At 43.7% G+C, this 26,695-nt stretch carries 29 protein-coding genes; 23 read left to right on the forward strand and 6 right to left on the reverse strand.

Annotated features, from left to right (window positions below; translation table 11 throughout):
• The first annotated feature begins 41 nt into the window (after positions 1-41).
• Together ACKWCA_RS02395 and ACKWCA_RS02400 are read left to right on the forward strand one after the other, a co-directional pair.
• A complete protein-coding gene (locus tag ACKWCA_RS02395) occupies positions 42-986 on the forward strand; it encodes a bifunctional riboflavin kinase/FAD synthetase (protein WP_413976536.1) in 945 nt (314 codons plus the stop codon).
• Positions 983-2,320 (forward strand): HTTM domain-containing protein, encoded by a 1,338-nt coding sequence (locus tag ACKWCA_RS02400; protein ID WP_413976537.1) that lies wholly within the window; start codon positions 983-985, stop codon positions 2,318-2,320. Before ACKWCA_RS02395 ends, ACKWCA_RS02400 begins: the two co-directional genes overlap by 4 nt.
• Positions 2,321-2,410: 90 nt before the next feature.
• Here the strand turns inward: ACKWCA_RS02400 and ACKWCA_RS02405 are convergent, their stop codons facing one another.
• Positions 2,411-2,842: a VOC family protein gene (locus tag ACKWCA_RS02405; protein ID WP_413976538.1), complete on the reverse strand. Its 432-nt coding sequence runs from the start codon at positions 2,840-2,842 to the stop codon at positions 2,411-2,413.
• Positions 2,843-2,880: 38 nt separating this feature from the next.
• On the opposite strand from ACKWCA_RS02405, the gene serS reads away from it, so the two are divergent.
• The 17 genes from serS (at position 2,881) to ACKWCA_RS02490 (ending at position 15,070) form a co-directional block, all read left to right on the forward strand.
• Positions 2,881-4,152, forward strand: coding sequence for a serine--tRNA ligase (gene serS, locus ACKWCA_RS02410; RefSeq protein WP_413976539.1), 1,272 nt, complete (start codon positions 2,881-2,883; stop codon positions 4,150-4,152).
• A gap of 57 nt (positions 4,153-4,209) precedes the next feature.
• Positions 4,210-5,994, forward strand: a complete 1,785-nt coding sequence (locus tag ACKWCA_RS02415) for a tetratricopeptide repeat protein (protein ID WP_413976540.1) — start codon at positions 4,210-4,212, stop codon at positions 5,992-5,994.
• Positions 5,995-6,035: 41 nt separating this feature from the next.
• Positions 6,036-6,347, forward strand: a complete 312-nt coding sequence (locus ACKWCA_RS02420) for a DUF4286 family protein (RefSeq protein ID WP_413976541.1) — start codon at positions 6,036-6,038, stop codon at positions 6,345-6,347.
• Positions 6,348-6,349: 2 nt separating this feature from the next.
• The gene (gene rsmA / locus ACKWCA_RS02425) at positions 6,350-7,213 is read left to right on the forward strand and encodes a 16S rRNA (adenine(1518)-N(6)/adenine(1519)-N(6))-dimethyltransferase RsmA (RefSeq protein WP_413976542.1); all 864 of its coding nucleotides are present in this window, start codon (positions 6,350-6,352) and stop codon (positions 7,211-7,213) included.
• Positions 7,200-8,555, forward strand: a complete 1,356-nt coding sequence (gene mgtE, locus ACKWCA_RS02430) for a magnesium transporter (RefSeq protein WP_413976543.1) — start codon at positions 7,200-7,202, stop codon at positions 8,553-8,555. Before rsmA ends, mgtE begins: the two co-directional genes overlap by 14 nt.
• 33 nt (positions 8,556-8,588) lie before the next feature.
• Positions 8,589-8,954 (forward strand): cupin domain-containing protein, encoded by a 366-nt coding sequence (locus ACKWCA_RS02435; protein WP_413976544.1) that lies wholly within the window; start codon positions 8,589-8,591, stop codon positions 8,952-8,954.
• An 11-nt stretch (positions 8,955-8,965) separates the two neighbouring features.
• Positions 8,966-9,904, forward strand: coding sequence for a 2-hydroxyacid dehydrogenase (locus ACKWCA_RS02440; RefSeq protein ID WP_413976545.1), 939 nt, complete (start codon positions 8,966-8,968; stop codon positions 9,902-9,904).
• Between the two features lie 9 nt (positions 9,905-9,913).
• Positions 9,914-10,324, forward strand: coding sequence for a response regulator transcription factor (locus tag ACKWCA_RS02445; protein ID WP_413976546.1), 411 nt, complete (start codon positions 9,914-9,916; stop codon positions 10,322-10,324).
• Between the two features lie 106 nt (positions 10,325-10,430).
• Positions 10,431-10,895 carry a DUF4199 domain-containing protein gene (locus ACKWCA_RS02450; RefSeq protein ID WP_413976547.1) on the forward strand — a complete coding sequence of 155 codons (465 nt, stop codon included), beginning with the start codon at positions 10,431-10,433 and terminating at the stop codon, positions 10,893-10,895.
• A 1-nt stretch (position 10,896) separates the two neighbouring features.
• Positions 10,897-11,355, forward strand: a complete 459-nt coding sequence (locus tag ACKWCA_RS02455; RefSeq protein ID WP_413976548.1) for a DUF1801 domain-containing protein — start codon at positions 10,897-10,899, stop codon at positions 11,353-11,355.
• A gap of 56 nt (positions 11,356-11,411) precedes the next feature.
• Positions 11,412-11,798, forward strand: a complete 387-nt coding sequence (locus ACKWCA_RS02460) for a VOC family protein (protein WP_413976549.1) — start codon at positions 11,412-11,414, stop codon at positions 11,796-11,798.
• A gap of 52 nt (positions 11,799-11,850) precedes the next feature.
• The gene (locus ACKWCA_RS02465; RefSeq protein WP_413976550.1) at positions 11,851-12,432 is read left to right on the forward strand and encodes a YtxH domain-containing protein; all 582 of its coding nucleotides are present in this window, start codon (positions 11,851-11,853) and stop codon (positions 12,430-12,432) included.
• Positions 12,433-12,514: 82 nt separating this feature from the next.
• Positions 12,515-12,838, forward strand: a complete 324-nt coding sequence (locus ACKWCA_RS02470) for an ArsR/SmtB family transcription factor (protein WP_413976551.1) — start codon at positions 12,515-12,517, stop codon at positions 12,836-12,838.
• Positions 12,839-12,848: 10 nt separating this feature from the next.
• Positions 12,849-13,337 carry a DUF6428 family protein gene (locus ACKWCA_RS02475; protein WP_413976552.1) on the forward strand — a complete coding sequence of 163 codons (489 nt, stop codon included), beginning with the start codon at positions 12,849-12,851 and terminating at the stop codon, positions 13,335-13,337.
• A gap of 21 nt (positions 13,338-13,358) precedes the next feature.
• Positions 13,359-13,931, forward strand: a complete 573-nt coding sequence (locus tag ACKWCA_RS02480; protein ID WP_413976553.1) for a hypothetical protein — start codon at positions 13,359-13,361, stop codon at positions 13,929-13,931.
• 1 nt (position 13,932) lies between these two features.
• The gene (locus ACKWCA_RS02485; RefSeq protein ID WP_413976554.1) at positions 13,933-14,433 is read left to right on the forward strand and encodes a GNAT family N-acetyltransferase; all 501 of its coding nucleotides are present in this window, start codon (positions 13,933-13,935) and stop codon (positions 14,431-14,433) included.
• A 10-nt stretch (positions 14,434-14,443) separates the two neighbouring features.
• Positions 14,444-15,070 carry an arsenate-mycothiol transferase ArsC gene (locus ACKWCA_RS02490; protein ID WP_413976555.1) on the forward strand — a complete coding sequence of 209 codons (627 nt, stop codon included), beginning with the start codon at positions 14,444-14,446 and terminating at the stop codon, positions 15,068-15,070.
• Between the two features lie 10 nt (positions 15,071-15,080).
• On the opposite strand, the gene ACKWCA_RS02495 is transcribed toward ACKWCA_RS02490, so the two are convergent.
• From ACKWCA_RS02495 to ACKWCA_RS02505, 3 genes are all read right to left on the reverse strand, one after another.
• A complete protein-coding gene (locus ACKWCA_RS02495; RefSeq protein WP_413976556.1) occupies positions 15,081-16,898 on the reverse strand; it encodes a GNAT family N-acyltransferase in 1,818 nt (605 codons plus the stop codon).
• A gap of 105 nt (positions 16,899-17,003) precedes the next feature.
• Positions 17,004-18,254, reverse strand: a complete 1,251-nt coding sequence (locus tag ACKWCA_RS02500; RefSeq protein WP_413976557.1) for an aspartate kinase — start codon at positions 18,252-18,254, stop codon at positions 17,004-17,006.
• A 43-nt stretch (positions 18,255-18,297) separates the two neighbouring features.
• On the reverse strand, positions 18,298-18,777 hold the full coding sequence (locus ACKWCA_RS02505) for a GNAT family N-acetyltransferase (RefSeq protein WP_413976558.1): 480 nt from the start codon (positions 18,775-18,777) through the stop codon (positions 18,298-18,300).
• Positions 18,778-18,887: 110 nt separating this feature from the next.
• On the opposite strand from ACKWCA_RS02505, the gene fbp reads away from it, so the two are divergent.
• Positions 18,888-19,898: a class 1 fructose-bisphosphatase gene (fbp, locus tag ACKWCA_RS02510; protein ID WP_413976559.1), complete on the forward strand. Its 1,011-nt coding sequence runs from the start codon at positions 18,888-18,890 to the stop codon at positions 19,896-19,898.
• A 45-nt stretch (positions 19,899-19,943) separates the two neighbouring features.
• Here the strand turns inward: fbp and ACKWCA_RS02515 are convergent, their stop codons facing one another.
• Positions 19,944-20,375 carry a tellurite resistance TerB family protein gene (locus ACKWCA_RS02515; protein ID WP_413976560.1) on the reverse strand — a complete coding sequence of 144 codons (432 nt, stop codon included), beginning with the start codon at positions 20,373-20,375 and terminating at the stop codon, positions 19,944-19,946.
• Between the two features lie 99 nt (positions 20,376-20,474).
• Here ACKWCA_RS02515 and ACKWCA_RS02520 point away from each other — a divergent pair, with 99 nt between their 5' ends.
• Genes ACKWCA_RS02520 through ACKWCA_RS02530 form a run of 3 tightly spaced genes read left to right on the forward strand, consistent with a single transcriptional unit; the run spans position 20,475 to position 25,649 of the window.
• Positions 20,475-21,500 carry a ligase-associated DNA damage response exonuclease gene (locus ACKWCA_RS02520; protein WP_413976561.1) on the forward strand — a complete coding sequence of 342 codons (1,026 nt, stop codon included), beginning with the start codon at positions 20,475-20,477 and terminating at the stop codon, positions 21,498-21,500.
• On the forward strand, positions 21,497-23,134 hold the full coding sequence (locus ACKWCA_RS02525) for an ATP-dependent DNA ligase (RefSeq protein WP_413976562.1): 1,638 nt from the start codon (positions 21,497-21,499) through the stop codon (positions 23,132-23,134). Before ACKWCA_RS02520 ends, ACKWCA_RS02525 begins: the two co-directional genes overlap by 4 nt.
• Before the next feature lie 46 nt (positions 23,135-23,180).
• Positions 23,181-25,649: a ligase-associated DNA damage response DEXH box helicase gene (locus ACKWCA_RS02530; protein ID WP_413976563.1), complete on the forward strand. Its 2,469-nt coding sequence runs from the start codon at positions 23,181-23,183 to the stop codon at positions 25,647-25,649.
• 50 nt (positions 25,650-25,699) lie between these two features.
• On the opposite strand, the gene ACKWCA_RS02535 is transcribed toward ACKWCA_RS02530, so the two are convergent.
• Positions 25,700-26,695: a GRP family sugar transporter gene (locus ACKWCA_RS02535; protein WP_413976564.1), complete on the reverse strand. Its 996-nt coding sequence runs from the start codon at positions 26,693-26,695 to the stop codon at positions 25,700-25,702.

Raw genomic sequence — 26,695 nt, forward strand, 5'->3', positions numbered from 1 at the left:
TTATCCAAACTCAAATATAGCTCTTTTATCTTTTATCGTTCGTGACAACAGTCCAAAGCATCAATGAATACGACAAACTGCATGCCACAGTGCTCACTATCGGCACCTTTGACGGCGTACATATCGGTCATCGGAGCATTTTGGAGCGCTTGGTCAAAAGTGCGAACGAAAAAGGCCTCAAATCGGCGGTACTCACGTTTTTCCCACATCCGAGAATGGTCTTGCAAAAAGATGCGGATATCAAACTTTTGAATACCATCGAAGAAAAGGTCAACATACTCGAGCAGTCCGGTCTCGATTATTTGATCGTTCATCCGTTCACCCAAAAATTCTCTCGCCTGTCCGCGACTGAATTTGTGCGTGACCTTTTGGTCAACAACCTCTGTGCCAAAAAGATCATTATCGGATATGACCATCGTTTTGGTCGCAATCGCAATGCCAACATTACCGACCTGATCGCCTTCGGTGCTACCTTCGATTTTGAGGTCGAAGAAATTACCGCCCAAGAAATCGACGATGTTTCGGTGAGTTCCACCAAGATCAGAAAAGCCCTAAACGAGGGTGACGTAGCAACCGCAACCAGATATCTGGGGTATCCCTATATGCTTACCGGAACCATAAAAAGGGGCAAGGGCATCGGGCGTCAATTGAATTTTCCGACAGCAAATCTTCATATTGACGAAACGTATAAATTGATTCCGAAGAGAGGCGCTTATGTGGTACAAAGTGTTATCGACGGGCATACGGTATACGGAATGATGAATATCGGCTTCAATCCTACGGTCAACGATAATACGGATCGCAAACAAAAAGAAAGTCTTGAAATCCATTTCTTCGATTTTGACGAAGACCTCTATGACCATAGCTTGCAAGTTGCCATTATCGAACGTTTACGCGACGAACGAAAATTTGAATCCATAACGGAGTTAAAAGCCCAACTAGCGCGGGATAAAGAAAAGTCACGCTCCATAATAAGCAGGAAATGAGTCTCTTGAACCGTCTTCTATTTACCAAAATAGACAATGCGCCCCTCCTGATTTTTCGTGTGTTCTTTGGTATTCTCGTTGCTTGTGAGTGTTATGGGGCCATACTAACAGGTTGGGTACGTAGAACTTTGGTCGAGCCGCAATTCACTTTCAATTTTATCGGTTTTGATTGGTTACAGCTCTTTCAAGGGAGTGGCATGTACGCCTATTTTTTCGTAATGGGAACCTTGGGACTCGGCATAGCCTTTGGGTATAAATATCGGTTCGCTATCATCTCGTTCACCATACTGTGGACAGGAGCTTACCTCATGCAAAAAACATCATATAACAATCACTACTACTTGCTTATTCTTATTTCGGGCATCATGTGTCTTTTTCCGGCGCAAGCGGATTATTCCTTAGATGCCAAATACAACCCAAGCATACGAACAAATTGGATGTATAGCAATGTCAAATGGATTATTGTCTTGCAATTGTTCATCGTTTATACGTATGCCTCAGTAGCGAAAATCTATGGGGATTGGCTCGATTTCAGCATCATTCGGATCTTGATGTTGAACAAGGCGAACTATCCTATCATCGGTGAGTTGTTGCAAGAGCCTTGGATCCACAAAATCATTGGCGCCTTTGGCATCCTCTTCGATCTCTTGGTAGTACCTGCCCTCTTATGGAAACCTACCCGAAAGTTCGCCTTCATCGCTTCTATATTTTTCCACCTGTTCAATTCCATCGTTTTTCAAATCGGTATTTTCCCGTATTTGTCCCTTGCCTTTACCGTATTCTTCTTTGAACCCGAAACCCTCAGGCGCATCTTCTTTAAAAGCCGGAAGCCCTTTCAATTGAACGAAGTAAACTTACCGCCTTTTAAAAAACCGCTCTTGGTCTTGATGGGCATTTATTTTCTCATACAATTGGTGCTGCCCATCCGGCATCATTTTATTACAGACGATGTGCTATGGACGGAGGAAGGACACCGTATGAGTTGGCGTATGATGCTACGTAGTAGGGGTGGGCGGGGCCAATTCAAGGTCGTGAACCAGACAAGCAATGAGATCACGATTGTAAAACCGGAAGACTATCTGACCAAGAAACAGCGCACTAGAATCATGGGGTATCCTGATTTTATATGGCAGTTTGCCCAATATCTAAAACGTGAATATGCCCAAAAAGGCGAAACGGTCTCTGTATATATTGAGAATTCAAAAGTGAGCATCAATGGCAAACCCTACCGAGCGTTTATCGACCCCAAGGTAGATCTGGCCAACGAAAGTTGGCACCATTTTGCGCATCATGAATGGGTATTACCTTCTTCTAGCGAAGAAGAAATCAAATAGACCTGAGACCTTAAGAGATTTTATTATTCCGAACGATTTCCGTTGTAGGGGCACATATGTGGAAACGTTGAGACGGGAATAAAACATTGACTAGAACTTCACCCTTCGCTCACAAAGCTGTAACGGCAACCCCCAAGGATCTCGTAGCATCACTAAATGACTCCCATCTTGCTTGCGCACTTCTTCTACAAATGTTGCTCCCGCTTGCTGCAATCGATTACTGTCCTCTTGAGCGTTTTCGGATACAAAGGCCACGTGAAACGTCAGTTGATGTTGTTGGGTAAAATCCATCATCATGGCATCGGGTCTTTGGTAGAGTTCCATGATGACCCTACCCCCTGAATCGGCGAGAAAAGTCATAAACGGTAATTCTTTTTGCTGACTTGCTATTTTTAGCTCGAGATGCGATACATACCATTTTACCACAGCGTCCACATTATTCACATTAACGGCAAAGTGCTCAAAAATCATATCATTTTCTTTTTGATGGATATCCTTGTCTAAATATAGTTTTAAAATCATAGGATTAACGTAAATTTATCCCCTTAAAATCAAATGAAATGTTGCGGATACAGGCCATTAGAGACCAGAAAGATGCCATCATCGAAGCGTTGAAAAAGCGTAATATCGATGCAACCCCTCTAATTCAAGAGGTTTTGGAGTTAGACGAGAAACGCCGGGCCACCCAGACAAAATTGGACAATACCCTAGCCGAGGCCAACAAACTATCCAAGGAGATAGGAATGCTGTTCAAAAGCGGAAAAGCACAAGAAGCAACGGCACTCAAAGAGAAAACCGGAGCACTTAAGGAAGAATCGAAACAATTAGGTGATGAATTGAACGCTGCGGCCGATACGCTTCAGACGCTCTTATATCAAATTCCCAATGTTCCGCATGAAAGTGTTCCTGCAGGAAATAGCGAAGAAGATAACGAAGAGGTGTTTGCCGAAGGGGATATTCCCGAGCTGACCTCGAACGCCCTCCCCCATTGGGAACTGGCCAAGAAATACGACATTATCGATTTTGAACTCGGGGTTAAGATCACCGGAGCCGGGTTTCCCGTGTATAAGGGCAAAGGAGCCCGATTGCAACGTGCCTTGATTTCCTATTTTCTAGATAAAAACTCAGAAGCGGGCTATACCGAAATACAAGTGCCGCATTTGGTCAACGAAGCTTCGGGTTATGGAACAGGACAGCTGCCCGATAAGGAGGGACAAATGTATCATGTAACGGAAGATGACCTATATCTCATCCCAACGGCTGAAGTACCGTTGACGAACATGTTCCGGGGTGAAATCGTGAACGAAAAGGATTTCCCCTTTTGTTACACCGCCTATACGCCCTGTTTTCGAAGGGAGGCCGGAAGTTATGGGGCGCATGTACGGGGTTTAAATCGATTGCACCAATTTGACAAGGTCGAAATCGTTCGTGTTGAACGGCCCGATGATTCTTATGCGGCACTTGACGGAATGGTTGAACACGTAAAAACCATTCTCCGCGAATTGAAATTACCCTATCGTATTCTGCGCCTTTGTGGAGGCGATTTGGGCTTCACCTCTGCCTTGACCTATGACTTTGAAGTATTCTCCACCGCTCAAGACCGTTGGCTTGAAATCAGTTCGGTTTCCAATTTCGAGACCTATCAGGCCAATCGTTTGAAATTGCGTTATAAGGATGCCAACGGTAAAAGTCAACTGGCCCATACCTTAAATGGAAGTTCGTTGGCCCTGCCTCGGGTTTTGGCAGGTATTCTTGAAAACTATCAGACCGAAAACGGTATTCAAATACCGGAAGTACTGGTACCCTACTGTGGATTTAGCACGATCGATTAAGAAGCTCTTAACAACCACTTAGGGCATTCTGTGTATCTTTGGGAAAAAGTTTCAGCATTGCGACTTCATTTCATCCTACTTCTTTTCCTCATCGTACAAACTACTTTCGCACAAGAAGATTTCTTGGCGAAACAGTATTTTGCTGACGGTGATTACGATAAGGCCGTCGTCTTCTTTGAAAAACTGGTAGAGCAAAACCCGAGAAGAACGGATTATGCAGAGGGTTTGGTTGCCTGCTACCAGCAATTGGAGCGTTACGTCGAGGCCGAAACCTTTCTTGCCGAAAAGATAAGTTTGGGCAATGCCTATCCGACATTTTATATTGAGCAGGGCTATAACTATGCCCTACAGGATCTACCAGAAAAGGCCAAAGAGCAGTATGATCAAGCCATTTCGATTATCGATACAAATCCCAATTACGGCTATGGTATCGGTTTTCGGTTTCAAAAATACGCACTGCTTGAGTATGCCCTAAAAGCCTATTCCAAGGCTATGGAACTCAATCCCAAGCTCGATTACAATTTTCAGATGGCCAGAATTTATGGGGAACAGGGCGATATCGATAAAATGTACCGCTCGTATATCAAATTGATTATCGATGAAAAATCCTCGATGTCGAACGTGCTTCGAAACTTTGATGATTTTGTGACCCCTGACCCAGAAAATGAGAACAACATCAGGTTAAAGGCCATTCTTCTTGAAGGCGCCCAAAAAACCCCAAATTTGAAGTGGAATGAACTTTTAAGTTGGCTCTTCGTACAGCAAAAGCAATATGGCAGTGCTTTTCGACAAGAAAAGGCCATTTTCAGACGAATGGACGGTAGCTCTACCTACCGTTTGAAAACACTGGGCGAATTGGCCTTGGAAGATTCGGCTACAAGTGTGGCCCAAGAAGTATTCGAATTTATAGTGGAGAATACTAACGATGAGGTCACTAAATTAAATGCGCAGCTGAATCTTATCGATATTCTCTTACTGGAACCCGGAAAAAAAACCTTTACAGAGGTACAATCGCAATATGACGAACTGATGTCGATCCATGGCTATAAGAGCCAGACGCTTCAACTGCAAATCGCATATGCCAACTTTTTGACCTTCAAGAAAGACGATCCGGAGCCGGCCATTGCCATACTCAAAAAGAGTTTGAGCCTACCGCTCAATAAACGGGGTACCGCTTTTGTGAAATCGGCCTTGGGCGATATTCTGGTATTCGATAAAAAATTCAATGAAGCCCTTATTTATTTCTCCCAAATTCAAAAGAGCCTTAAGAACGATGTGCTAGGGCAAGATGCGCGCTTCAAGGTCGCACAGACCAGCTTTTATAAGGGCGATTTCGACTGGGCCTTGACACAATTAAAGGTGTTGCGAAGTTCTACTTCGCAATTGATTGCGAACGATGCCATGCAACTAAGTCTTTTGATTTCCGATAACTCTCTGGAAGATTCTACACAGACGGCCTTAAAGAAATATGCCCGAGCCGATTTACTGGCCTATCAGAATAAGACCAAAGAAGCCATTGCCGAGCTTGACGGAATACTTCAAAATCATAAAGGGGAAAAGATAGAGGATGAAGCGCTGCTCAAACAAGGAGAGCTTCTGGAAAGCACAGAAGATTACGAAGCCGCAAAATTCAATTACCAGAAAATCATCGAGTTCTACGCCAATGGTATTCTGGCCGATGATGCGCATTTTGCACTAGGCGAACTCTACAGAAAAGTGCTGAACGAACCTGAAAAGGCCAAGGCGCAATATGAAAAGATCATTTACAATTACCAAGACAGTTATTTCTTTCCACAAGCGCGTCAACAGTTCAGAAGGCTTAGGGGAGATGCCATTAATTAGTCTCAAATTCAAATCGAATTGGGGCAAAACCCATTGAATTCATGTACATCTATAACGTTACCACGAATATTGAAGAATCCGCTCATGTCGAGTGGCTCACATGGATGAAGGAAATTCATATTCCCGATGTATTGGCCACTGGAAAATTCCTTTCGGCGAAAATGGCCAAGGTCTTGGTTGAAGAGGAACTCGGCGGAACCACGTATTCCGTGCAGTTCATTACGGTAGACAAAGAAACCCTTGAAAAGTATTATCAAGAAGACGCCGATCGCCTGCGACAGGATGCTACCCAGCGCTTTGCGGGCAAATTCGTGTCGTTCAGAACCGAATTGGAAATCGTAAGTGAGCATTGATCATGGGCAAGAAGAAAAGGAAATCGTTCCATACCTGGAAGGATCAAAAACGAACCCATGATAGCCCGGTACAAGCCAAGAAACACTTAGGTCAGCACTTCTTGACCGATGAAACCATCGCCGAAAAAATCGCGGAAACATTGTCTTTTGAGGGCTATGATCATGTCTTGGAAATCGGTCCGGGCACCGGTATATTGACCAAGTACCTATTGCAAAATGATATTCACCTGATCGCCATGGATCTGGATTCGGAATCGATTATTTACCTCAACCAAAGTTTTCCGCTCGAACATCAAAAAGTAGTACAAGGCAAAGGTTCTTTTACGGTCTTGGAAGCCGATTTTCTAAAACAAGATCTTGGTACACTCTTCAAAGGGCAACAGTTTGCCATTACCGGTAATTTCCCTTATAATATTTCCACACAGATCGTTTTTAAAATGCTAGAAGTAAAAGCCCATGTACCCGAATTTTCGGGAATGTTCCAAAAAGAGGTGGCCCAACGTATCTGTGCCAAGGAGGGCAGTAAAATCTATGGCATACTTTCAGTGCTGTGCCAAGTATTCTATAATGCGGAGTATCTCTTTACGGTTCATCCGGAGGTATTCGACCCTCCTCCTAAGGTACAATCGGGGGTGCTTAGATTGACCCGAAAGGCGGATTTCTCATTGCAATGTGATGAAAAACTCCTTTTTAAGGTAGTCAAAACGGCTTTTAATCAGCGTAGAAAGACCTTGCGCAATAGCTTAAAAACATTCGGGCTATCCGATATTCTCAAAGAAGATACTATATTTGACCGTCGCCCAGAACAATTGGCCGTGGCCGAATTCGTAGCATTGACCGAGATGATAGCAAATGACACCCTTTAAACTCACAGAAGAGCTTGTAGCCGAAATCGAACAGTTGATCGAAATCCAAAAAGATTCCGCATTGGAATCACTTTTGGAAGGATTTCACTATGCCGATATCGCCGAGGTCATCAATGAGCTCAATGAAGATGAGGCGACCTATCTGATCAAGCTTTTGGAGAGCGACAAAACCTCCGATGTGCTCACCGAACTTGATGAAGATGTGCGTGAGGCCATTCTCAACAACCTTTCGACCAAAGAGATTGCCGAAGAATTGGAGGAACTCGATACCGATGATGCCGCCGATATCATTGCTGAACTGCCCCAAGAGATCGTTCAAGACGTTATTGCTGAAATAGAGGATAAGGAACATGCCAGGGATATCGTCGATCTATTACGATATGACGAAAACTCGGCGGGTGGATTGATGGCCAAAGAATTGGTCAAGGTCAACCATAACTGGAATGTGCTGACCTGCGTAAAGGAAATGAGAGCCCAAGCTGAAAATGTCACCAGGGTGCATTCGATATATGTGGTCGATGATGATGAGAAACTCATTGGGCGCTTATCGCTCAAAGACTTGTTGACCACCTCGACCACAGTACCGATTCGAGATGTTTACATCGCCAAAAAGGTCGATTCGGTCAATGTGAACGAAAAGCCGGAAGAGGTGGCTAAAATCATGTCGAAATATGATTTAGAAGCGATTCCCGTAATAGATGAAATTGGTCGACTGGTCGGTCGGATCACTATCGATGATATTGTAGATGTCATTCGTGAGGAGGCGGATAAAGACTATCAAATGGCGGCAGGTATCTCTCAGGATGTAGAGGCCGATGATAGTATTTGGGAACTTACCCGGGCCCGTTTACCTTGGCTTATCCTAGGATTGTTCGGTGGTCTTGGCGCTGCCGCGATTATGGGAGGATTCGAGGAAATGATCGCCAAGCATGCCATTCTTTTCTTTTTCACCCCGTTGATTGCCGCTATGGCGGGTAACGTCGGCGTACAGTCGAGTGCCATCATTGTGCAAGGTTTGGCAAATGATGACCTAAAGGGAAGTATTGGCAACCGACTCATCAAGGAAATTATGCTGGCCACACTCAATGGGCTCATTCTCGCAGCCATCCTACTCTTGTTCACCTGGTTTTGGAAAGGGCACTTTTTAACCGCTTTGGCGATATCGATTTCCCTTATTGCGGTAATTATCGTTGCCGGGTTTATCGGCACTTTTACTCCTTTGTTCTTAGATAAAAGAGGGATAGACCCTGCAATTGCAACAGGTCCGTTCATTACCACAAGCAATGACATTTTCGGTATCCTGATTTATTTTCTGATTGCCAAAATGGTCTTGGGAATTTAATGCCCCATACCTAAACTGCATAAATCAATTGATATGAAACCCATCAATCTTAAAGAAAAACATTCCCTTTTCACCAAACACTGGCACCCGCACCAAATTGCGATGGTCGATGACATGCAAGTGATCTTGGCAAAAATCAAAGGAGAGTTCGTCTGGCATTCGCATGCTGAGGAAGATGAACTTTTTCAAGTGCTAAAAGGAACACTGTACATGAAATTTCGAGACCGCACCGAAATTGTCAAAGAGGGGGAGTTAATTGTCGTACCCAAAGGAGTCGAACATTGTCCCTCGACCAAGGATGAGGAAGAAGTACATCTACTCCTCTTTGAAAAATTAGAGACGGCACATACCGGAGAAGTGGAGCATGAACTCACACAAACCCATTATCCCAAAATCTGAATTTTATCTTTATGCGCGTATTACATCTAGACCAAAACCACCCCTTGATCATTGAGCAATTTTCGGAATTGGGATTTCAGAATGAAGAAGATTACACCTCATCAAAAGAAGAAGTACTTCAAAAAATACATCTATATGATGGCCTGATTATTCGAAGTCGTTTTTCATTGGACCAAGATTTCTTGGAAAAGGCCACCCGATTAAAGTTTATTGGTCGTTTGGGCGCGGGCCTAGAGAATATCGATACCGAATACGCAAGATCAAACGATGTATTTCTTGCCGCGGCACCAGAAGGCAATAGAAATGCGGTTGGGGAACATACCTTGGGCATGCTGCTCTCGCTGTTCAATAAGCTTCAGAAAGCGGATAAAGAAGTTCGATCCGGAACCTGGGACCGAGAAGGAAACCGTGGTGTTGAATTGGACGGAAAAACCGTTGGCATCATTGGCTACGGAAATATGGGAAAAGCATTTGCCAAGAAACTGCGCGGTTTTGATGTAGAAGTAATTTGCTATGATATTATGGGTGGTGTAGGTAACGACGATTGCCGACAAGTCGGTATTTTAGAATTGCAACAGCGTAGTGACATTATCAGTTTGCATGTACCCCAAACACCCGATACCATAGGGATGATCCACTCGGGATTCATCCATAAGTTTCACAAACCGTTTTGGTTGTTGAATACGGCCCGCGGTAAGTGTGTCATTACAGAAGACCTGGTCGAGGCATTGAAGTCAGGTAAAATTTTAGGCGCAGGTTTGGATGTGTTAGAGTATGAAAAATCTTCCTTTGAAGATATGTTCACGAATCGCCAAATACCCGCTCCCTTCACCCATTTGATAGCAGCCCAAAATGTGGTATTGAGTCCCCATGTGGCCGGTTGGACGGTAGAAAGCAAAATAAAGCTTGCACAAACCGTGGTCGATAAGATAAAAGAGAAGTTTTGCTAATTTTATTGGGTGAAGAAGACCATACTCATCTTTGGCTCGCTCATTTTAGCGCTGCTTTTATTATTTCAAATTAGCACGTATTCCCTTATACTGGGGAGCACTTCAATCGAGGTGGTCATTGCCGTAATAGCCCTCGTATTTTTCTTCACGGGCATCTATCTCAATAAAAAGAGCCTTCACAAACCTCCGCAAACCGAAATACGAATAGATGAAAAAAAATTGGCCGAGCTTCAATTGAGCAAGCGTGAATACGAGGTGTTACAAGAAGTCGCCCTAGGGTTATCCAACAAAGAGATTGCCGATAAACTATTCCTGACCGAAAGTACCATCAAGACGCACGTCTCCAATGTGCTGATCAAACTCGACGCCAAAAGAAGAACACAGGCCATTCAAATCGCCAAAGAGCTCAACATTCTGTAAAAATCTGTTCATTTCTTACATATAAACTGAATTTGGTACTTTAGTATGAGTGCTTCTCTGCATGCAAATACTAGCTTGTACCTCATAATTCAAAACGATTTGACCTATGAAAAACACGGTTATTAAATTTGGGAGCTATGGTCTCCTGCTCGGTTTCGGACTCTTCTTGATCGGACTTTTGTTCATGAAAGACATTGACATGTCTACCGGAGAGATCATTGGATATGCTACCATGATCGCCTCTCTGTCGTTTATCTTTTTCGGTATCAAACATTATAGGGACAACATAAACAATGGTGCCGTCTCTTTGGGCAAGGCAATTGGCATAGGACTATTAATAGCGCTTTTTCCGGCTGTGGGTATTGCTATCGCCGATTATATATACACGGCCTTTATCAACCCTGATTTCTTTAAGGAATATGTTGCCATGATGGAAGCAAAAGGAAATACAGAGCCCATACCGGAATGGGGAAGCGGTATGATGGCGCTGATCATGTTCTTGACCGTTATGATCCTTGGTTTGATTATCTCCCTGATCAGTGCTTTCATACTCCAACGTAAAACCGATTAATATGAATTACAAAGCGAACTCCGCAGAAGAGTACATTACCAAGCTTCCTGAAGAAAGACAACCCGTTGTTTCTAAATTGCGGCAACTCATCTCAAAAAACCTTCCTGAAGGATTCAAAGAACAGATGAGCTATGGCATGCTCGGATGGGTGGTGCCCCACACGCTCTATCCCGATGGGTATCACTGTGACCCTAAACTGCCCTTACCATTTATCAATTTGGCCTCGCAGAAGAATTTTATCGCCTTGTACCATTCCGGTATTTATGCCAACCCTGAATTGCACGATTGGTTCGTTGGCGAATATCCGAAATATGTAAAGACCAAGCTCGATATGGGCAAGAGCTGTATTCGCTTCAAAAAGATGGAAACCATTCCGTACCCACTTATAGAGGAGCTCTGCGGTAAAATGACCATGCAACAGTGGATCGACCTCTACGAAAAGAATGTGAAATTAAAATAGAACGCAATTTTAAAATAATCTTGTTCTTGGAACAGGACCACTAAAAAATTCAATGTATGGAAAAAAGAGTAACGGGCCTTGGGGGATTTTTTTTCAAGACTCAAAATCCCGATGAAATCAAAAAATGGTACAAAGAACGGTTGGGTATTCCGACCGATAGGTATGGGTGGACCTTCTGGTGGAAAGACAAGGAGGGCAATGATTGTTCTACCCAGTGGAGCCCTATGAATGAGGATACGAAGTACTTCGAACCTAGCCAAAAACAGTTCATGATGAACTTCAGGGTAGCGAATCTTGTGGAACTCTTAAAGGTCCTAAAAGAGGAAGGGGTAACGATTGTTGGTGAGATCGAGGAATACGACTATGGTAAGTTCGGTTGGATATTAGATCCGGAGGGCAATAAACTGGAGCTTTGGGAGCCCATTGACAAGGCGTTTCTCTAGTAAGGGATTATTTGTTACATTTAGACCTATCTAATCACCAAAAACAAGCAACATGTCTGAAGAAAATAAAAACCTTGATGACATGGCGGATGAAGCCATGGACAACGCTAAAGAAGGAGCAGAAAACCTTGCCGACAAGGCCGAAGGAGCTTTGGAGGACGCCAAAGAAAAGGCGAGTGAGCTAGGAGAAAAAGCAAGCGAGAAATTCGACGAAGCCAAAGAAGCGACAAAAGAATTTGCCGAAGAGGCCAAAGAGGCCACGAAGGAATTCGCCGAAGACGCCAAAGAAGCTGCAAATGATTTTGCCGAAGACGTAAAAGAGACGTTTAGTTCAGATAATCCGGATAGTGGAAAAACTGTCGCTATTATTGCACACATTACCCTCATCGGATGGATTATCGCATTGGTCATGAATAATGGCAACAAGACTGAAATCGGATCTTTTTATATTCGACAAGTGCTGGGCATTATGCTCCTAGGGTTCGTTTTGGGTATTATTCCCGTTGTAAATCTAATCGCTTGGATCGTACCTTTTGTCTTATGGATCATCAGTTTAGTCGGTGCTTTTGGAGGAAAACAAAAGCCTGTACTTCTTGTAGGCGACTATTTTCAAGACTGGTTCAAAAGCCTTTAAATACTATCGAAAGCCAGGTTTTTTAAACTCTGGCTTTTTTAATTCGTTTTATTATCGTAATATTGCAATATATAAATACGTAATGGGCACCACCAAAACACAAATATTCAACAAAAGGCAAAACCAACTGGCCGTGATATTCAAGGTACTGGCCAATCCTGCGCGTATAGCCATATTGCAGTACATCAGTAGTCAAAAGGCATGTATTTGCAATGATATCGTTGACGAAATAGGTTTGGCCCAACCCACGATTTCACAGCATCTGAAGGAACTGAAGAGCATAGGCTTAATCGCCGGTGAAATAGAAGGAAAGAAGGTCTGTTACTGTATCGATCTAAAAAAATGGAAAGAAGTTCAATCCCTATTGAATTCCTTCTTCGATAAAACCAAGTTTAATTGTTGTTAAAACAAATACCATGAAAACAAATGAATTTTTAGCGCTTTTAAAAGAACACGCGAACAAAAGCCTCCTTTTTGAGTATACGTCCGGACAGTTTGTCGGCGCCAATTACCACATCACAGAAATCAAAAATATCACGGTTGATTCGGTAGACTGTGGCGCCGGAACCGATTTCTGGAAAGAAACGGTGATACAACTATGGGAAAGTCCTGATGAACAGGAAACATTGGAATATATGTCGGCCCACAAGGCGTTAGGCATTCTAAACAAGGTGGATCGAATTAAACCGATGGAAAAAGAGGTAGAAGTGAAGTTCGAGTACAGCAACGCCACATTTCATACGGCCCAATTATTCGTCAATGACTTCACGGTTAATGGAAACAAGCTCATTATGAAATTAGCCATTGAAAAAACCGATTGTAAGGCTAGGGAAACTTGTGGTATTCAGGCCCCTGCCGAGGCCAAGGAGGAAGCTTGCTGCACTCCCGGAGGAGGATGCTGTTAACCCCAATCTGCATATAACTGTATGGAAATTCTGTTCATATTAGCAACGATCAACCTTTTGCTGTTCATGGTGTTGGCCACCTATGATGGTTTTTACCTGCATCTATTCAAATACGCTCTTTTCAACCGTGAGGAGAGCCTCTTTGAACACAAGACGCACACCATTCGAGCGATTCTTTTCCCCTTGATTATTTGGGCCCTGTTCATCAATGAAACCAATTTTTTATTCTTTTTGATCGGGCTAATAGTGGTACTTATTGATGTGCTGGTTTTGGCTGTTGATGCTTATTCCGAAAAGGAAAGTCGAAGTTTTATGGGCGGGCTTCCCCAATGGGAATACATCATACACCTTTTCTCGAACGCATTTCACTTCTCGGCCATCGCGATCGTCTTGGCTTTACGATTGGAAATCGTGGAAAACACGGTAGTATTCGTGAACACCATAGCTCCTTCAAGTGCCCATGATCTCTTCCAGTTCGTTGCCATTAATGTGATACCCGGAGCCATTATTCTAGCCCTCTTACACTTCATTTTGATGCTAGAAAAACCCAAAACCCTATGGATAAACTATCGTTCAAAAATTACCTGTTGTTGATATGAGAGACCAACTTACCCTAAGACCAATGGAGGCTTCTGACTGGGAAGCCGTTGCCCGAATCTATAAAGAAGGAATAGCCACCGGCTTTGCTACCTTTGAAACTGACGTCCCGACCTATGATTCCTGGGATCAGGCCCATATGAACTCTTGTAGATTAGTTGTTACGGAAAACAATCGCGTTTTAGGTTGGGCAGCATTATCGCCTGTTTCCAGTCGTTGCGTCTATGGCGGAATCGGAGAAGTAAGTGTTTATGTGGCGCATGACAGTCGTGGCAAAGGTGTGGGCAGACTCTTGCTGCAAGCACTAGTACACGAAAGTGAGTCTGAAGGTCTATGGACCATTCAATCGGGAATTTTTCCGGAAAACAAAGGCAGTATCGAACTTCATAAGAAAATGGGATTCCGCTATATCGGGAAACGGGAAAAGGTCGGAAAACTACATGGGGTTTGGAAAGACAATCTCCTATTTGAACGAAGAAGTACAACAGTAGGCATTTAAAAATACTATGATGGAAAAGGCCATGTTTGAAAAAATAAAAGAAACTATCGATTCGCTCCCTATCGATTCGATTTCCGAGGAGCGAAAGCAGGTTTTAGACCCCTTGGTCAGCTATATTCAACGTAAAATCAGCGACGGTCGGTCCATAGCCCTTAATTTCATTTGCACCCATAATTCAAGACGAAGCCACCTGTCACAAATTTGGGCGCAAACCTTGGCCCACTACGTTGGTTTGAAAAATGTCAGTTGCTATTCTGGTGGAACCGAAGCTACAGCCCTTTTTCCTATGGTTGCCAAGACGTTGAAGACAAATGGGTTTCAGGTTGCAATGCTATCCGATTCCGACAACCCGGTGTATAGCATCAAGTATGCCCCCAACAACCATCCGATTATCGGTTTTTCCAAGACCTTCGACCATTCCTTTAACCCCAAGACAGATTTCGGTGCGATTATGACCTGTTCCTCAGCTGATAAGGGCTGCCCATTTGTGGGTGGTTCAGATGGTCGCTTTCCGATAACCTTTGAAGATCCGAAAGCCTTTGATGCGACCCCTCAACAAGAAGAAAAATATATGGAGCGAAGTCTGCAAATTGCTACCGAGCTTCTCTACGTCATGCAGGGGGTTGTGATGGCCTGAAATGTTTTGTTCAGGCATGCCCATTTTGATGGGCCTCCATAAACTTACGTTCCAATTCAGCTTGAAACTCTTCCATCACAGGCTTTACGGTGCTTTCAGGGAGATCGGCGATTTTGATATACATCAAACCGTCTACCGAATTATTGAATAAGGGATCGACATTAAAGGCGATCACCTTGGCGTTCTGTTTGATGTATTTTTTAATCAGCACAGGTAGTCGCAAGCTGCCTGGTTCGACCTCATCGATCAGTTTATCGAATTTATTGAGATCCGCCTGGGTCTCATCGAAGATGAACTCTTTGTCCGCATCCTTGAGTTTGACCTTAAATTCCTTTTTTGGGCGAATGTACTGCGCTACGTAGGGATCCCAATAATTACTCTTCATGAACTCAATCATCAGAGATTTCGAAAAGTTCGAAAACTGATTGCTAATGCTTACGCCACCAATTAAATATTTATGCTCGGGATGTCGCAGCGTGGTATGTACGATACCCTTCCATAGCAAAAATAAAGGCATGGGCTTTTGCTGATATTCTTTGATAATATAGGCCCGGCCCATCTCAATGGATGTGCTCATCATATCAAAAAGTTCAGGTTCAAATCGAAAGAGGTCTTGCAAGTAAAATCCATCGATTCCGTATTTGGCGAAAATCTCTGAACCGAGTCCCATGCGATAAGCCCCCGCGATAACCTTGGCTTCGCTATCCCATAAAAACATATGGTGATAATACTCATCAAAACGGTCGATATCGGTCGAGTTATTGGTGCCTTCACCAATAGCACGAAAGGTTACTTCACGCTGTCTTCCAATCTCCTTTAAGGTAAATGGCATTTCTTGCGCCGGAGCCAAAAAGACCTCGTAGTTCTTACTTTGTAGCAAACGTCTGTCTTTCTCGATCAATTTTTCGATTTCGCCCTCGATGACTTCCGTCCGTACCGCGGAAGCTATCTTTTTTGGTGATTTTGGCAGTTTTATCGAAGAAGGCAGTTGATCGATAAGCCGTTCTTTCTCGTAGGCATTGGCCAAAATATAGGTCTTCTTCCGCAGTAGGTCCGTATAATCTTCCAGTGTCTCCTGCTCCTGCTGCGCCTTGACCGTAATGGGTTGTCCTATCCTTATTTTAATGGGTCTATTGCGTTGGGTATAGACCTCGGAGGGGATTTTGGCCGTTCTAAAAATTCCACTGATTTTCGCCAGTCGATAGAAAAGCTTACTATTTCTTGCATGAAAATAAATGGGCACGACGGGCACCTCGGCTTTACGGATCAACTTGAGCGCCGCTTCCTCCCACGGTTTATCGACGATGAGTTTGCCGTCTTTATACGTAGACACCTCACCTGCCGGAAATATCCCTAAAGGGTGACCATCCCTGAGATGAGACAAAGCCATTTTAAATCCGCTGATACTACTTTTAACACCTTTATGCCCTTCAAATGGGTTTACCGGAACAATATAGGGATCCATGGGTACCATTCGTTGTAAAAGAAAATTAGTCATGATTTTGTAATCAGGACGTTTTTCTACCATTAATTTGAAAAGCAATATGCCGTCAATAGCACCAAGCGGGTGATTTGATATGGTAATATAAGGGCCTTGTTTCGGCAGCCTTTTGAAATCTTCCTCGGGAATCTCATAATCGATCTCATAATGCCGTAAAATGGCATCGGCATACGCCGCACCTTGCAGGTGCTTTATGGAATCGTAAAATTTGTTGATACTTGAAATTCTAGTGATTTTCAGAAGAAACCAACCTATAAAAGTGCCTAAAAAACCGTATTTATCGATATTGATTGCTTTGGCTATCTCTTTAGCGGTCACTAGGCCCATTCATTCGCATTTTTAGGTAATGGTAAATATAGGAAAATCCCAATTCGAGTATAACTAAAGACAACGAAAAATGCAGATTGTTGCACCTAACTAGAAAAGGCGGTTTTATTTCATGACCAGTTGAATGGTCTCTACGCCGCGTTGTTCCAACAGTACCTCATGCCCGTTCACCAAAGAATCAATGGCCTTCGCATCAAAATGACGCACCGTGTAAAGGGATACCCCTTCATGATAGCTCACTTTAAATCTGCTTTTCAACAGGTTCAAGAGTTCATCAAGGCGACCGAACTTATTGTCGACACAGACCGAAAAACTAATAGCGGAATTCTGTATGAGATCGACTTTCATCTTGTATTCATGAAATAGTTTAAAAAGTTCACTGATACTTTCCTCTACGATGAAAGAGAAGTCCAGAGAGGATAACTTCATGAGTACCTGATCTTTTTTTATGATGTAACAGGGCACTTCAGGCTCGATACCGATACCCTTACCAACGGTGGTTCCCGCATTTTTTGGCTCAAGAAACGATTTTACATGCAACGGAATTTCTTTACCTTGAAGGGGCTGAAGTGTTTTCGGGTGAATGACCGAAGCCCCATAAAAGGCCAATTCAATGGCCTCGCGGTATGAGACTCTATTAAGTAATTGAGTTTCCTTAAAATGTCTTGGGTCAGCATTCAAAACCCCAGGAACATCTTTCCAGATCGTAACTGAACTTGCATTTAAACAATAGGCCAAGATGGCAGCCGTATAATCGGACCCTTCCCTACCCAAGGTGGTCGTAAAATTATTATCATCACTTCCCAGAAAACCTTGGGTGATATTCAATATTTTTTGATCGATCTTTTCCGTCACGTTCTTTTGGGTACGCTTCCAATTGACGACAGGGTCTCTATAGCTATTATCGGTTTTTATGAAATCACGTACATCAAGCCAGTTATTTTGAACACCGATTTCGTTCAAATAGCAACTGATAATCGTTGTAGAAGCCAGCTCACCATAACCGACTACCTGATCATAAACGAAGTTATAATTTGGTGATTTATTCCAAACCAAAAAACCACGTACCTCATCGAAAAGCACTTTTACCTTCTGAAAAACCGGATGTTGTCTATTTTTAAAGAGGGCGTTCAAAATACCGTTATGATAATCGATAACTTCTTGAATGGCCAACGGCAAGGTCTCTTTATCTTCAAAATAGGCGTTGACAATCGCCTCCATGGCATTTGTGGTCTTGCCCATGGCAGAGACCACCACCAAGGTATTCTCGTGACCGACCTCTTTCAGCACTTTGACCACATTTTCAACGCCCTCGGCATCCTTCACCGACGCCCCACCGAACTTAAATACACGCATAAATCTCTTTATTTTCTAGTCTCCTCAAAGGTCAGACTTTACTTTAGCAATTCGTTAAGTAGTTCGCTATCCCTTGTTCATCGAGTTGTACGACATCCCAATCACGCATCACCCTTGCTCCCTTACTTTCATAAAATTCAATAGCTGGTTCATTCCAATCAATGACCTCCCAGTTGATACGCTTGGCCCCTCTGGCATGTCCGTATTTCACCACTTCGTTGAGCAATGCCGTTCCGAGTCCGCTACCTCTCATTTTTTCGGTAACGATTAAATCCTCCAGGTGAATGATCGCCCCTTTCCAAGTAGAATATCGGGGATAGATTAGGGCCATGCCCACAATGGCATCCTCCGATTCAGCGACAAAGCAATGAAACAGCTTCGTGCTTCCAAATCCATCTTCGACCAACTCCTGCACGGTAACTTCGACCGCATCTTCTTCTTTTTCAAAAGAAGCCAATTCCTGTATCAATTTCAGCACTTGTGGCATATCGTCCGCAGTGGCATCTCGAATGGTATAGTTCATATTGTTACAAATAAAACACAAAGTTAAATATTTAAACAATGAATGAAAGGTTTAGACGTTGTAGTTTCACAAAATAGCTGATCTTTGCATCAAAACAAACAAAGCCTCCAATGCTCAACAAAAAGAACAAAACGTTAGGGGAATTTATCATTGAAAATCAATCTTCTTTTCAATATTCTTCAGGGGAACTTTCAAAATTGATCAATGCCATTCGTCTTGCCGCCAAAGTAGTCAATCATGAGGTCAATAAGGCCGGATTGGTAGATGTATTAGGAGCTGCAGGCGATACGAACATACAAGGCGAGGACCAACAAAAATTGGATGTTCTGGCCAATGATAAGTTCATCCAGACCTTAAAGAACCGGGAAATCGTCTGTGGAATAGCATCCGAAGAGGAAGATGATTTCATTAGTATCAACAGTAACGACGAACAGCATCGGAATAAATATGTGGTCTTGATCGACCCTTTGGATGGATCGTCCAATATTGATGTAAACGTATCCGTAGGAACCATTTTTTCCATCTATCGAAGGATTACTCCGGTCGGAACACCCGTGACCTTAGAAGACTTTTTACAACCGGGCAAGAATCAAGTAGCAGCAGGTTATGTGGTATATGGTACCTCGACCATGCTTGTCTATACTACAGGTGATGGCGTAAACGGCTTCACCCTGAACCCGGCTATCGGTACGTTTTATTTATCGCACCCGAACATGGAATTTCCCGAATCAGGGAAGATCTATTCGGTGAACGAGGGTAATTACGTCCACTTTCACCAAGGCGTAAAGGACTATATCAAATACTGTCAGGAAGAGGAGGACGACCGACCTTATACATCGCGTTATATCGGTTCTTTGGTTTCCGATTTTCATCGCAATATGATAAAAGGGGGAATTTATATGTACCCCAAGAGCAGTGTAACCGAAAGTGGGAAATTACGCCTCTTATACGAATGTAATCCCATGGCGTTTATTGCCGAACAGGCCAATGGTATAGCAATTGGCGGCAAGAACCGTATCATGGATATTGAACCGGAAGAATTGCATCAAAGAGTACCTTTTTTCTGCGGAAGCCGTAAAATGGTAGAAAAACTTCAGGAATTTTTAAATAAATACCATTAAAAAAGAGAGGCGGCGCCTCTCTTTTGTTGAAAAATCGTTCGATTCTTATCGATTCATATTCTTGATCTCCTCGATGAAGTTTTCTTTATCCACTCCGGCATTGACTAGCTTTAAAGCCTTATCCACCACATAAGCTATATTTCCAGTCGAAAACCCTAGACCGACGCCTAGTCTTTCGAGCATCCCTTGCTGCTTTTCGCCCAAAACATGATCCGCATATACCATTCTGGCCAAATCGTATAATCGCTCAAGTCGCACATCATAACTTGTCGGGGGATTGATAGGATGGGTCTTGTAATCCTTCAAAATGGTTTTGTATTCCTCTTCGGTAATGTCGAGCCTAGCCGCCAGACGATGCAGAAAAGTTCGCTCATCATCGGTAATGATACCATCGCTCATCGCCACGCGAACTATAGCCGCAAAATGATCTTGGTTGCGCTTTTTAAAGCTGCTATCAAACATATCTAATATGGACATACGTATACTATTTAGGCGACAAATATAATTTTTTTAGAGGTCATTATTTCGCTATACCCTAAATTATTTTCTGACCGATATTCGTACCTTCACAATGCTATGGGGAAACCGCTTTTAGAGTTTACGGACAAAGGGATCTACTGTCATGAAGCAAAGGTGTATATCGACCCTTGGAAACCGGTAGACAAGGCCATTATTACCCATGGGCACGCCGACCATAGTCGATGGGGACATCAACAGTATATCACCCATCATAGAAATATTCCGATTATCTCACATCGTCTGGGAAAGATCAATGTTATAGGAAAGGAATGGGGTGAGGTTTTTACCATCAACAACGTTCAATTTAGCTTACACCCTGCCGGACATATCATCGGCTCATCTCAAGTCAGGGTAACGCATAAAGGCGAAATTTGGGTTTTTACCGGAGATTATAAGGACGAAGATGATGGGGTTTCCACACCTTTTGAACCCATCAAATGCCATACGTTTATCACGGAATGCACCTTTGGACTACCTGCCTTTAAATGGACTCCCCAAAAACAAGTCTTCGCGGACATCAACCAATGGTGGACCCAAAATAAAGCAGAAGGAAAGACTTCAGTGCTGTTTGGCTATTCCCTTGGAAAAGCGCAGCGCTTGCTAAAATATCTCGATACCGATATCGGAAACATATTTACGCACGGGGCCATTGAAAATATGACCGAAGTCTTGCGCCCAATAGTAGACTTTCCAGAAACCAAATTGATCACCAAAGAGACGAAGAAGAATGAATTATTGGGCCATATCGTACTGGCCCCACCAAGTGCCCATGGCAGTACTTGGATCCGAAAGATGGTTCCGTATGTTACCGCTTCCGCAAGTGGATGGATGACCTTTCGCGGAGCAAGACGGAGACGCGCCATAGACAAGGGCTTCGTACTTAGTGATCACTGCGATTGGCAAGGGCTATTGAACAGTATTAAGGCAACGGGTGCCGAAAAAATCATCTGTACCCATGGATATACCGAAATATTTTCGCGATACCTTAGGGAGTTGGGCTACGACGCACGCACCGAAGAGACCCAGTATGAGGGTGAATTGGGCGAGCTGAACCCCACCTCAAAAGAAGAAGTTATACCATGAAAAATTTCGCTTCACTCATAAAAACCTTGGACAGTACCAACAAGACCACTATTAAAGTACAGGCCTTGACCGATTACTTTTTGGTGGCCAATGACACCGACCGGGTTTGGACTATAGCGATTCTTTCCCATAGGCGTCCACCCCGCCCCGTCAACACGACCCTGTTGCGTCAATGGGCTTCTGAACTGGCGAAGATTCCCTTATGGCTCTTTGAGGAAAGTTATCATATCGTCGGCGATTTGGCCGAAACTATTGCCTTGGTAATTCCGTCATCAAAATCATCGACCGACAAGACACTTACGCAATTCCTAGATGAAATGATCGCCCTTAAAAAGAGGACGGAGGATGAAAAAAGAAACTACCTTTTTGAAAATTGGACGGTATTGGATTACTATGAGCGTTTCGTCTTCACTAAACTGATTACGGGCGGATTCAGAATCGGGGTCAGCCAAAAACTCATGACCCGAGCCCTAGCTAAGGCCACAGCAATCGACGAAGATATTCTAGCGTATAAGTTAATGGGGAATTGGAACCCCAGTGTAATCACTTTTCAAGAACTGATACTAGAAGAAAATGAAAGTGACTACCTCTCTAAACCCTATCCATTTTATCTTGCCTATGCCATAGAGGACGAGGTAGCAGATTTGGGCAATGTTACAGAATGGTCGGCAGAACACAAATGGGACGGAATTCGCTCGCAAACCATTATCAGGAACGATGAGTTATTTGTTTGGAGTCGGGGCGAAGAATTGGTCACCGACAAATATCCCGAGTTTCAAGACTTTATCGGAACCATTCCGAACGGAACGGTCATCGACGGAGAAATCTTGCCATTTCCGAATGGCCAGATAGGAAGTTTTAACGATTTGCAGACCCGAATCGGCCGAAAGACCGTTTCAAAATCATTACTATCGAAAGTCCCTGTTATTTTAAAGGCCTATGATTTATTGGAATGGAGAAGCGAAGACATTCGAACCAAACCCTTCATCCAGAGAAGAAAATTGCTAGAGCACTTGATTCAGGAGGTAGATCATAAGCGCAAGGAACAAACAGAAAAGATAGCGAAAGCTGCAATGCCCCTCTATCTTTCCGAAACCATGCACTTCAACTCTTGGAAAGCCGTTGCCGACGAACGGGAACGGTCTCGTGAAGTCCGTAGCGAAGGACTGATGTTGAAGCGCAAAGATTCTCCCTATTTGGTCGGACGAAAAAAAGGGGATTGGTGGAAATGGAAAGTAGATCCTTTGACCATCGATGCGGTCTTGACCTATGCCATGCGCGGTCATGGCAGGCGAAGTAACTTGTTTACCGATTATACCTTTGCGTTATGGCAAGAAAACGAAGAAGGTGAAAGAGAATTGGTCACCTTTGCGAAGGCTTATTCAGGCCTGACCGATGCCGAGTTTCGACAGGTCGATGCATGGATCAAAAAAAATACCCTAGAACGATTTGGGCCTGTGCGCTCGGTGAAACCTCATCATGTCTTTGAAATTGCTTTCGAAGGTATAGCCCTATCCAAGCGGCATAAAAGTGGGGTGGCTACGAGATTTCCAAGAATAGTACGATGGAGACAAGATAAGACCATTCATGAAGCCAACCATCTTGAGGACTTGAAAGCATTAATTCCGAATTAATATCCATGCAGTAAAGGAATCCGTCGATGTAGAACAGATTGGAAATATGAACAGAGAACAGCTTTACAACATAGCCGAATCATGGTTTCAGGAACAAAACTGGAAACCGTTCAAGTTCCAAAAAGATACGTGGCGGGCTTTTCTCCAAGGCAAACATGGGCTGCTGAATGCCCCAACTGGAAGTGGCAAGACCTATGCGCTTTGGTTTCCTATTGTACTACAGTATATCAAGACCAATCCACAGTACAGAACCAAACACAAAAAAGGACTAAAAGCTGTTTGGATTACCCCCTTACGTGCTCTTTCAGAGGAAATCAGGCAATCCGCAGAACGGGTTTCCTCCGATCTAGGAACACAGATGACGGTCGGCATCCGTACCGGGGACACCTCTACAAAGGCCCGGGCCTCCATGAAAAAACAGATGCCCGATCTGCTGATTACGACACCCGAAAGTCTACAGTTACTTTTAGCCTCGAAAGGATATGACAAGGTGTTCAAGAATTGTTCGGCCATAGTGGTCGACGAATGGCATGAGTTGCTTGGTACCAAACGAGGGGTACAGATGGAACTGGCCCTTTCGCGTTTAAGATCTGTTTCTAAACAATTGCGTATCTGGGGGATTTCAGCAACTATAGGCAATTTGGAACAGGCCAGGGACGTGCTCTTAGGCCCGACTTCAGACGCCTTGGAAAATTCCATCATGATCAGGGCAAATCTCAAAAAGAAAATTACGGTCAGGAGTATTATTCCTAAAGAAATGGAGACTTTTCCGTGGCGCGGACATCTGGGTATTCGCTTGTTGGAAGACGTGGTGCCTATCATCAACAATAGTAAGACGACTTTACTCTTTACCAATACGCGGAGCCAATGCGAAATATGGTTTCAAAAAATCCTTGAGAAACACCCCGAATTTGCCGGGGAAATCGCCATGCATCACGGCAGCATTAACAAAGAGACCCGTAACTGGGTCGAGCAGGCGATACGCAATGAAAGCCTGAAGGCCGTTGTCTGTACGTCAAGCCTCGATTTGGGGGTAGATTTTGCACCTGTTGAGACCGTAGTTCAAATCGGTGGACCCAAAGGCGTTGCGCGCTTTCTACAACGTGCAGGCCGTAGCGGACACCGACCGGGTAAGGAGAGTGTCATCTATTTTATGCCTACCCACGCTATCGAACTGATAGAAGCTTCCGCCCTGCAACAAGCCGTCAAACAGCATACTGTAGAAGATCGTATGCCCTATCTCAACAGCTACGACGTGCTGTTGCAGTACCTGACTACTTTGGCCATTTCCGATGGGTTCTATCCCGATGAAATCTTTAACGAAATACGTCAAACCTTCTGCTACCAAACCTTGACCGAAGACCAATGGCGGTGGCTTTTGAACTTTCTGGTTATGGGCAGCCAAAGTCTACAATCGTATGACGAATACAAAAAAGTGGAGGTTGCCGAAGATGGAAAATTCATAGTCACCGATCGAGGTGTCGCCATGCGCCATCGGTTTCAAATTGGCACTATTGTCGGGGATGTAAATTTGACCGTACGTTATCAAAAAGGAGGATATATCGGTTCGATTGAAGAGTACTTCATCTCAAAACTGAACAAGGGCGATGTCTTTACCTTTGCCGGTCGTAATCTAGAATTCATACGAATTAAGGGAATGCAGGTGCATGTGCGAAACTCAAAGAAAAAAACGAACAGGATTTCCAGCTGGATGGGCAGTCGGTTAACCCTTTCCGCACAAATGTCAAAACTGTTGCGCGAAGAATTGTATTCCTCATATGAAGCGCCGAAAAATCAGTCTCCCGAAATACGGTCATTGGCCCATATCTTTGAACAACAACGTAAAGAAAGCATCGTACCCAAACCCGATGAATTTCTTATTGAGACCTTTCAGACCCGCGATGGGCATCACCATATCTTCTATCCGTTCGAGGGCCGTTTTGTGGACGAGGCCATGGGAAGTCTTTTAGGATATCGGATCAGTCTACTCGCTCCTATCACTTTTTCCTTGGCCTTCAATGACTACGGATTTGAATTGCTCTCGGATAAGCCTATAGATATGCAGCAGGTACTCGATAATGATCTGTTCACTACCGATTACCTATTGGACGACCTCCAAAAAAGTTTGAACGCCACGGAAATGGCCCGAAGAAAATTTCGGGATATTGCCATTATTAGTGGGATGGTCTTTACAGGGTATCCCAATAAAGGCATTAAAATGAAGCATTTGCAAAGCAATTCACAGTTATTGTTCGAGGTCTTTCGCGATTATGAACCTGAAAACCTGTTGTTTCAACAGGCCTTTACGGAAACCTTTCAGCATCAGTTGGAAGAAGGCCGTTTACGACTTTCCATGGAACGTATTGCCACCCAGGAAATCATTTGGAAAAAGTGTGAAAAAGCGACTCCTTTTGCTTTTCCATTGATTACCGACAGATTGAGCCGAGAAAGACTGTCCAGTGAAAAATGGGAAGACAGGGTCAAGCGAATGGCGGCACTATTAATGAAGAAATAACCTGGAAGCTCATCTTTTCTTGATGCCAAATCCGATAATCAGCGCTTGGCTCAACGCGCTGCAATCACCAGTCCAAGCCCCACAATATATAATAACAACATACCGTTCAACATACCGCTCACTCCTTTGGGAGCTCCCTTGAATTCTTTCCAAACATAAATACCCCATAGAGCCGCGACAACGGTAGCCCCTTGTCCGAGTCCATAGGAAATTGCCGGACCGGCCTTGTCCGATGCCAATATGCTAAATGACATTCCGACACACCAAATGACACCACCTAAAATACCCATTAGATGACTCTTGCCCGTACCTGAAAAATAGTCTTTGAAGCTAACCGCCTCCCCTTCAAATGGCTTGCGCATCAAAACGGTATTAAAAACAAAATTGCTCGCCAGAATGCCCAAAGCGAATAAGAACACCGCCGTATACGGACTTAACTTCCCGTCAATTGGGTTCTGAAAATCAGGAAACATTGAATTGGCAACGTATTTATAGAACAAGCCCATCAACAAACCGGCGACAACGGCCAAGATCAATCCTTTTGTGGGTACTTTTTGCTGTTGTGCGGAAAGTTTTCGATAGGCGTTAGCATTTAATAGAATGGCGACCACAATAAGCGCCACCCCTCCAAAAAGCAAGCTAGAGTTGCCTACTGGGGCATCAATGTAATTAACGATGACCCCGATGACCAAAGCCAAACCGATACCTACTGGAAAAGCCACCGACATTCCCGCTAAGGTGATGGCAGCTACCAATAGAATATTCGCCGCATTGAACAAGATGCCCCCTAGGACGGCCGACCACATATTATCATTACTTGCCTGTGCCAAATCTCCCATAAAAGGCCTTCCCCCTTCACCCATGCTGCCTGCGGTCAGTGCAAAAAACAAGGCAAACAGTACGATACCGATGACATAGTCCCAATAGAATAATTCAAAACGCCAATTTTTAGAGGCCAATTTCTGTGTGTTAGCCCAAGAACCCCAAGCGAACATGGTTATCACACAAAAAATGACCGCTAGGGTATAAGTTTCAATAATGAACAT

It is taken from the genome of Maribacter corallii (assembly GCF_047345415.1).
GTDB lineage: Bacteria > Bacteroidota > Bacteroidia > Flavobacteriales > Flavobacteriaceae > Maribacter_C.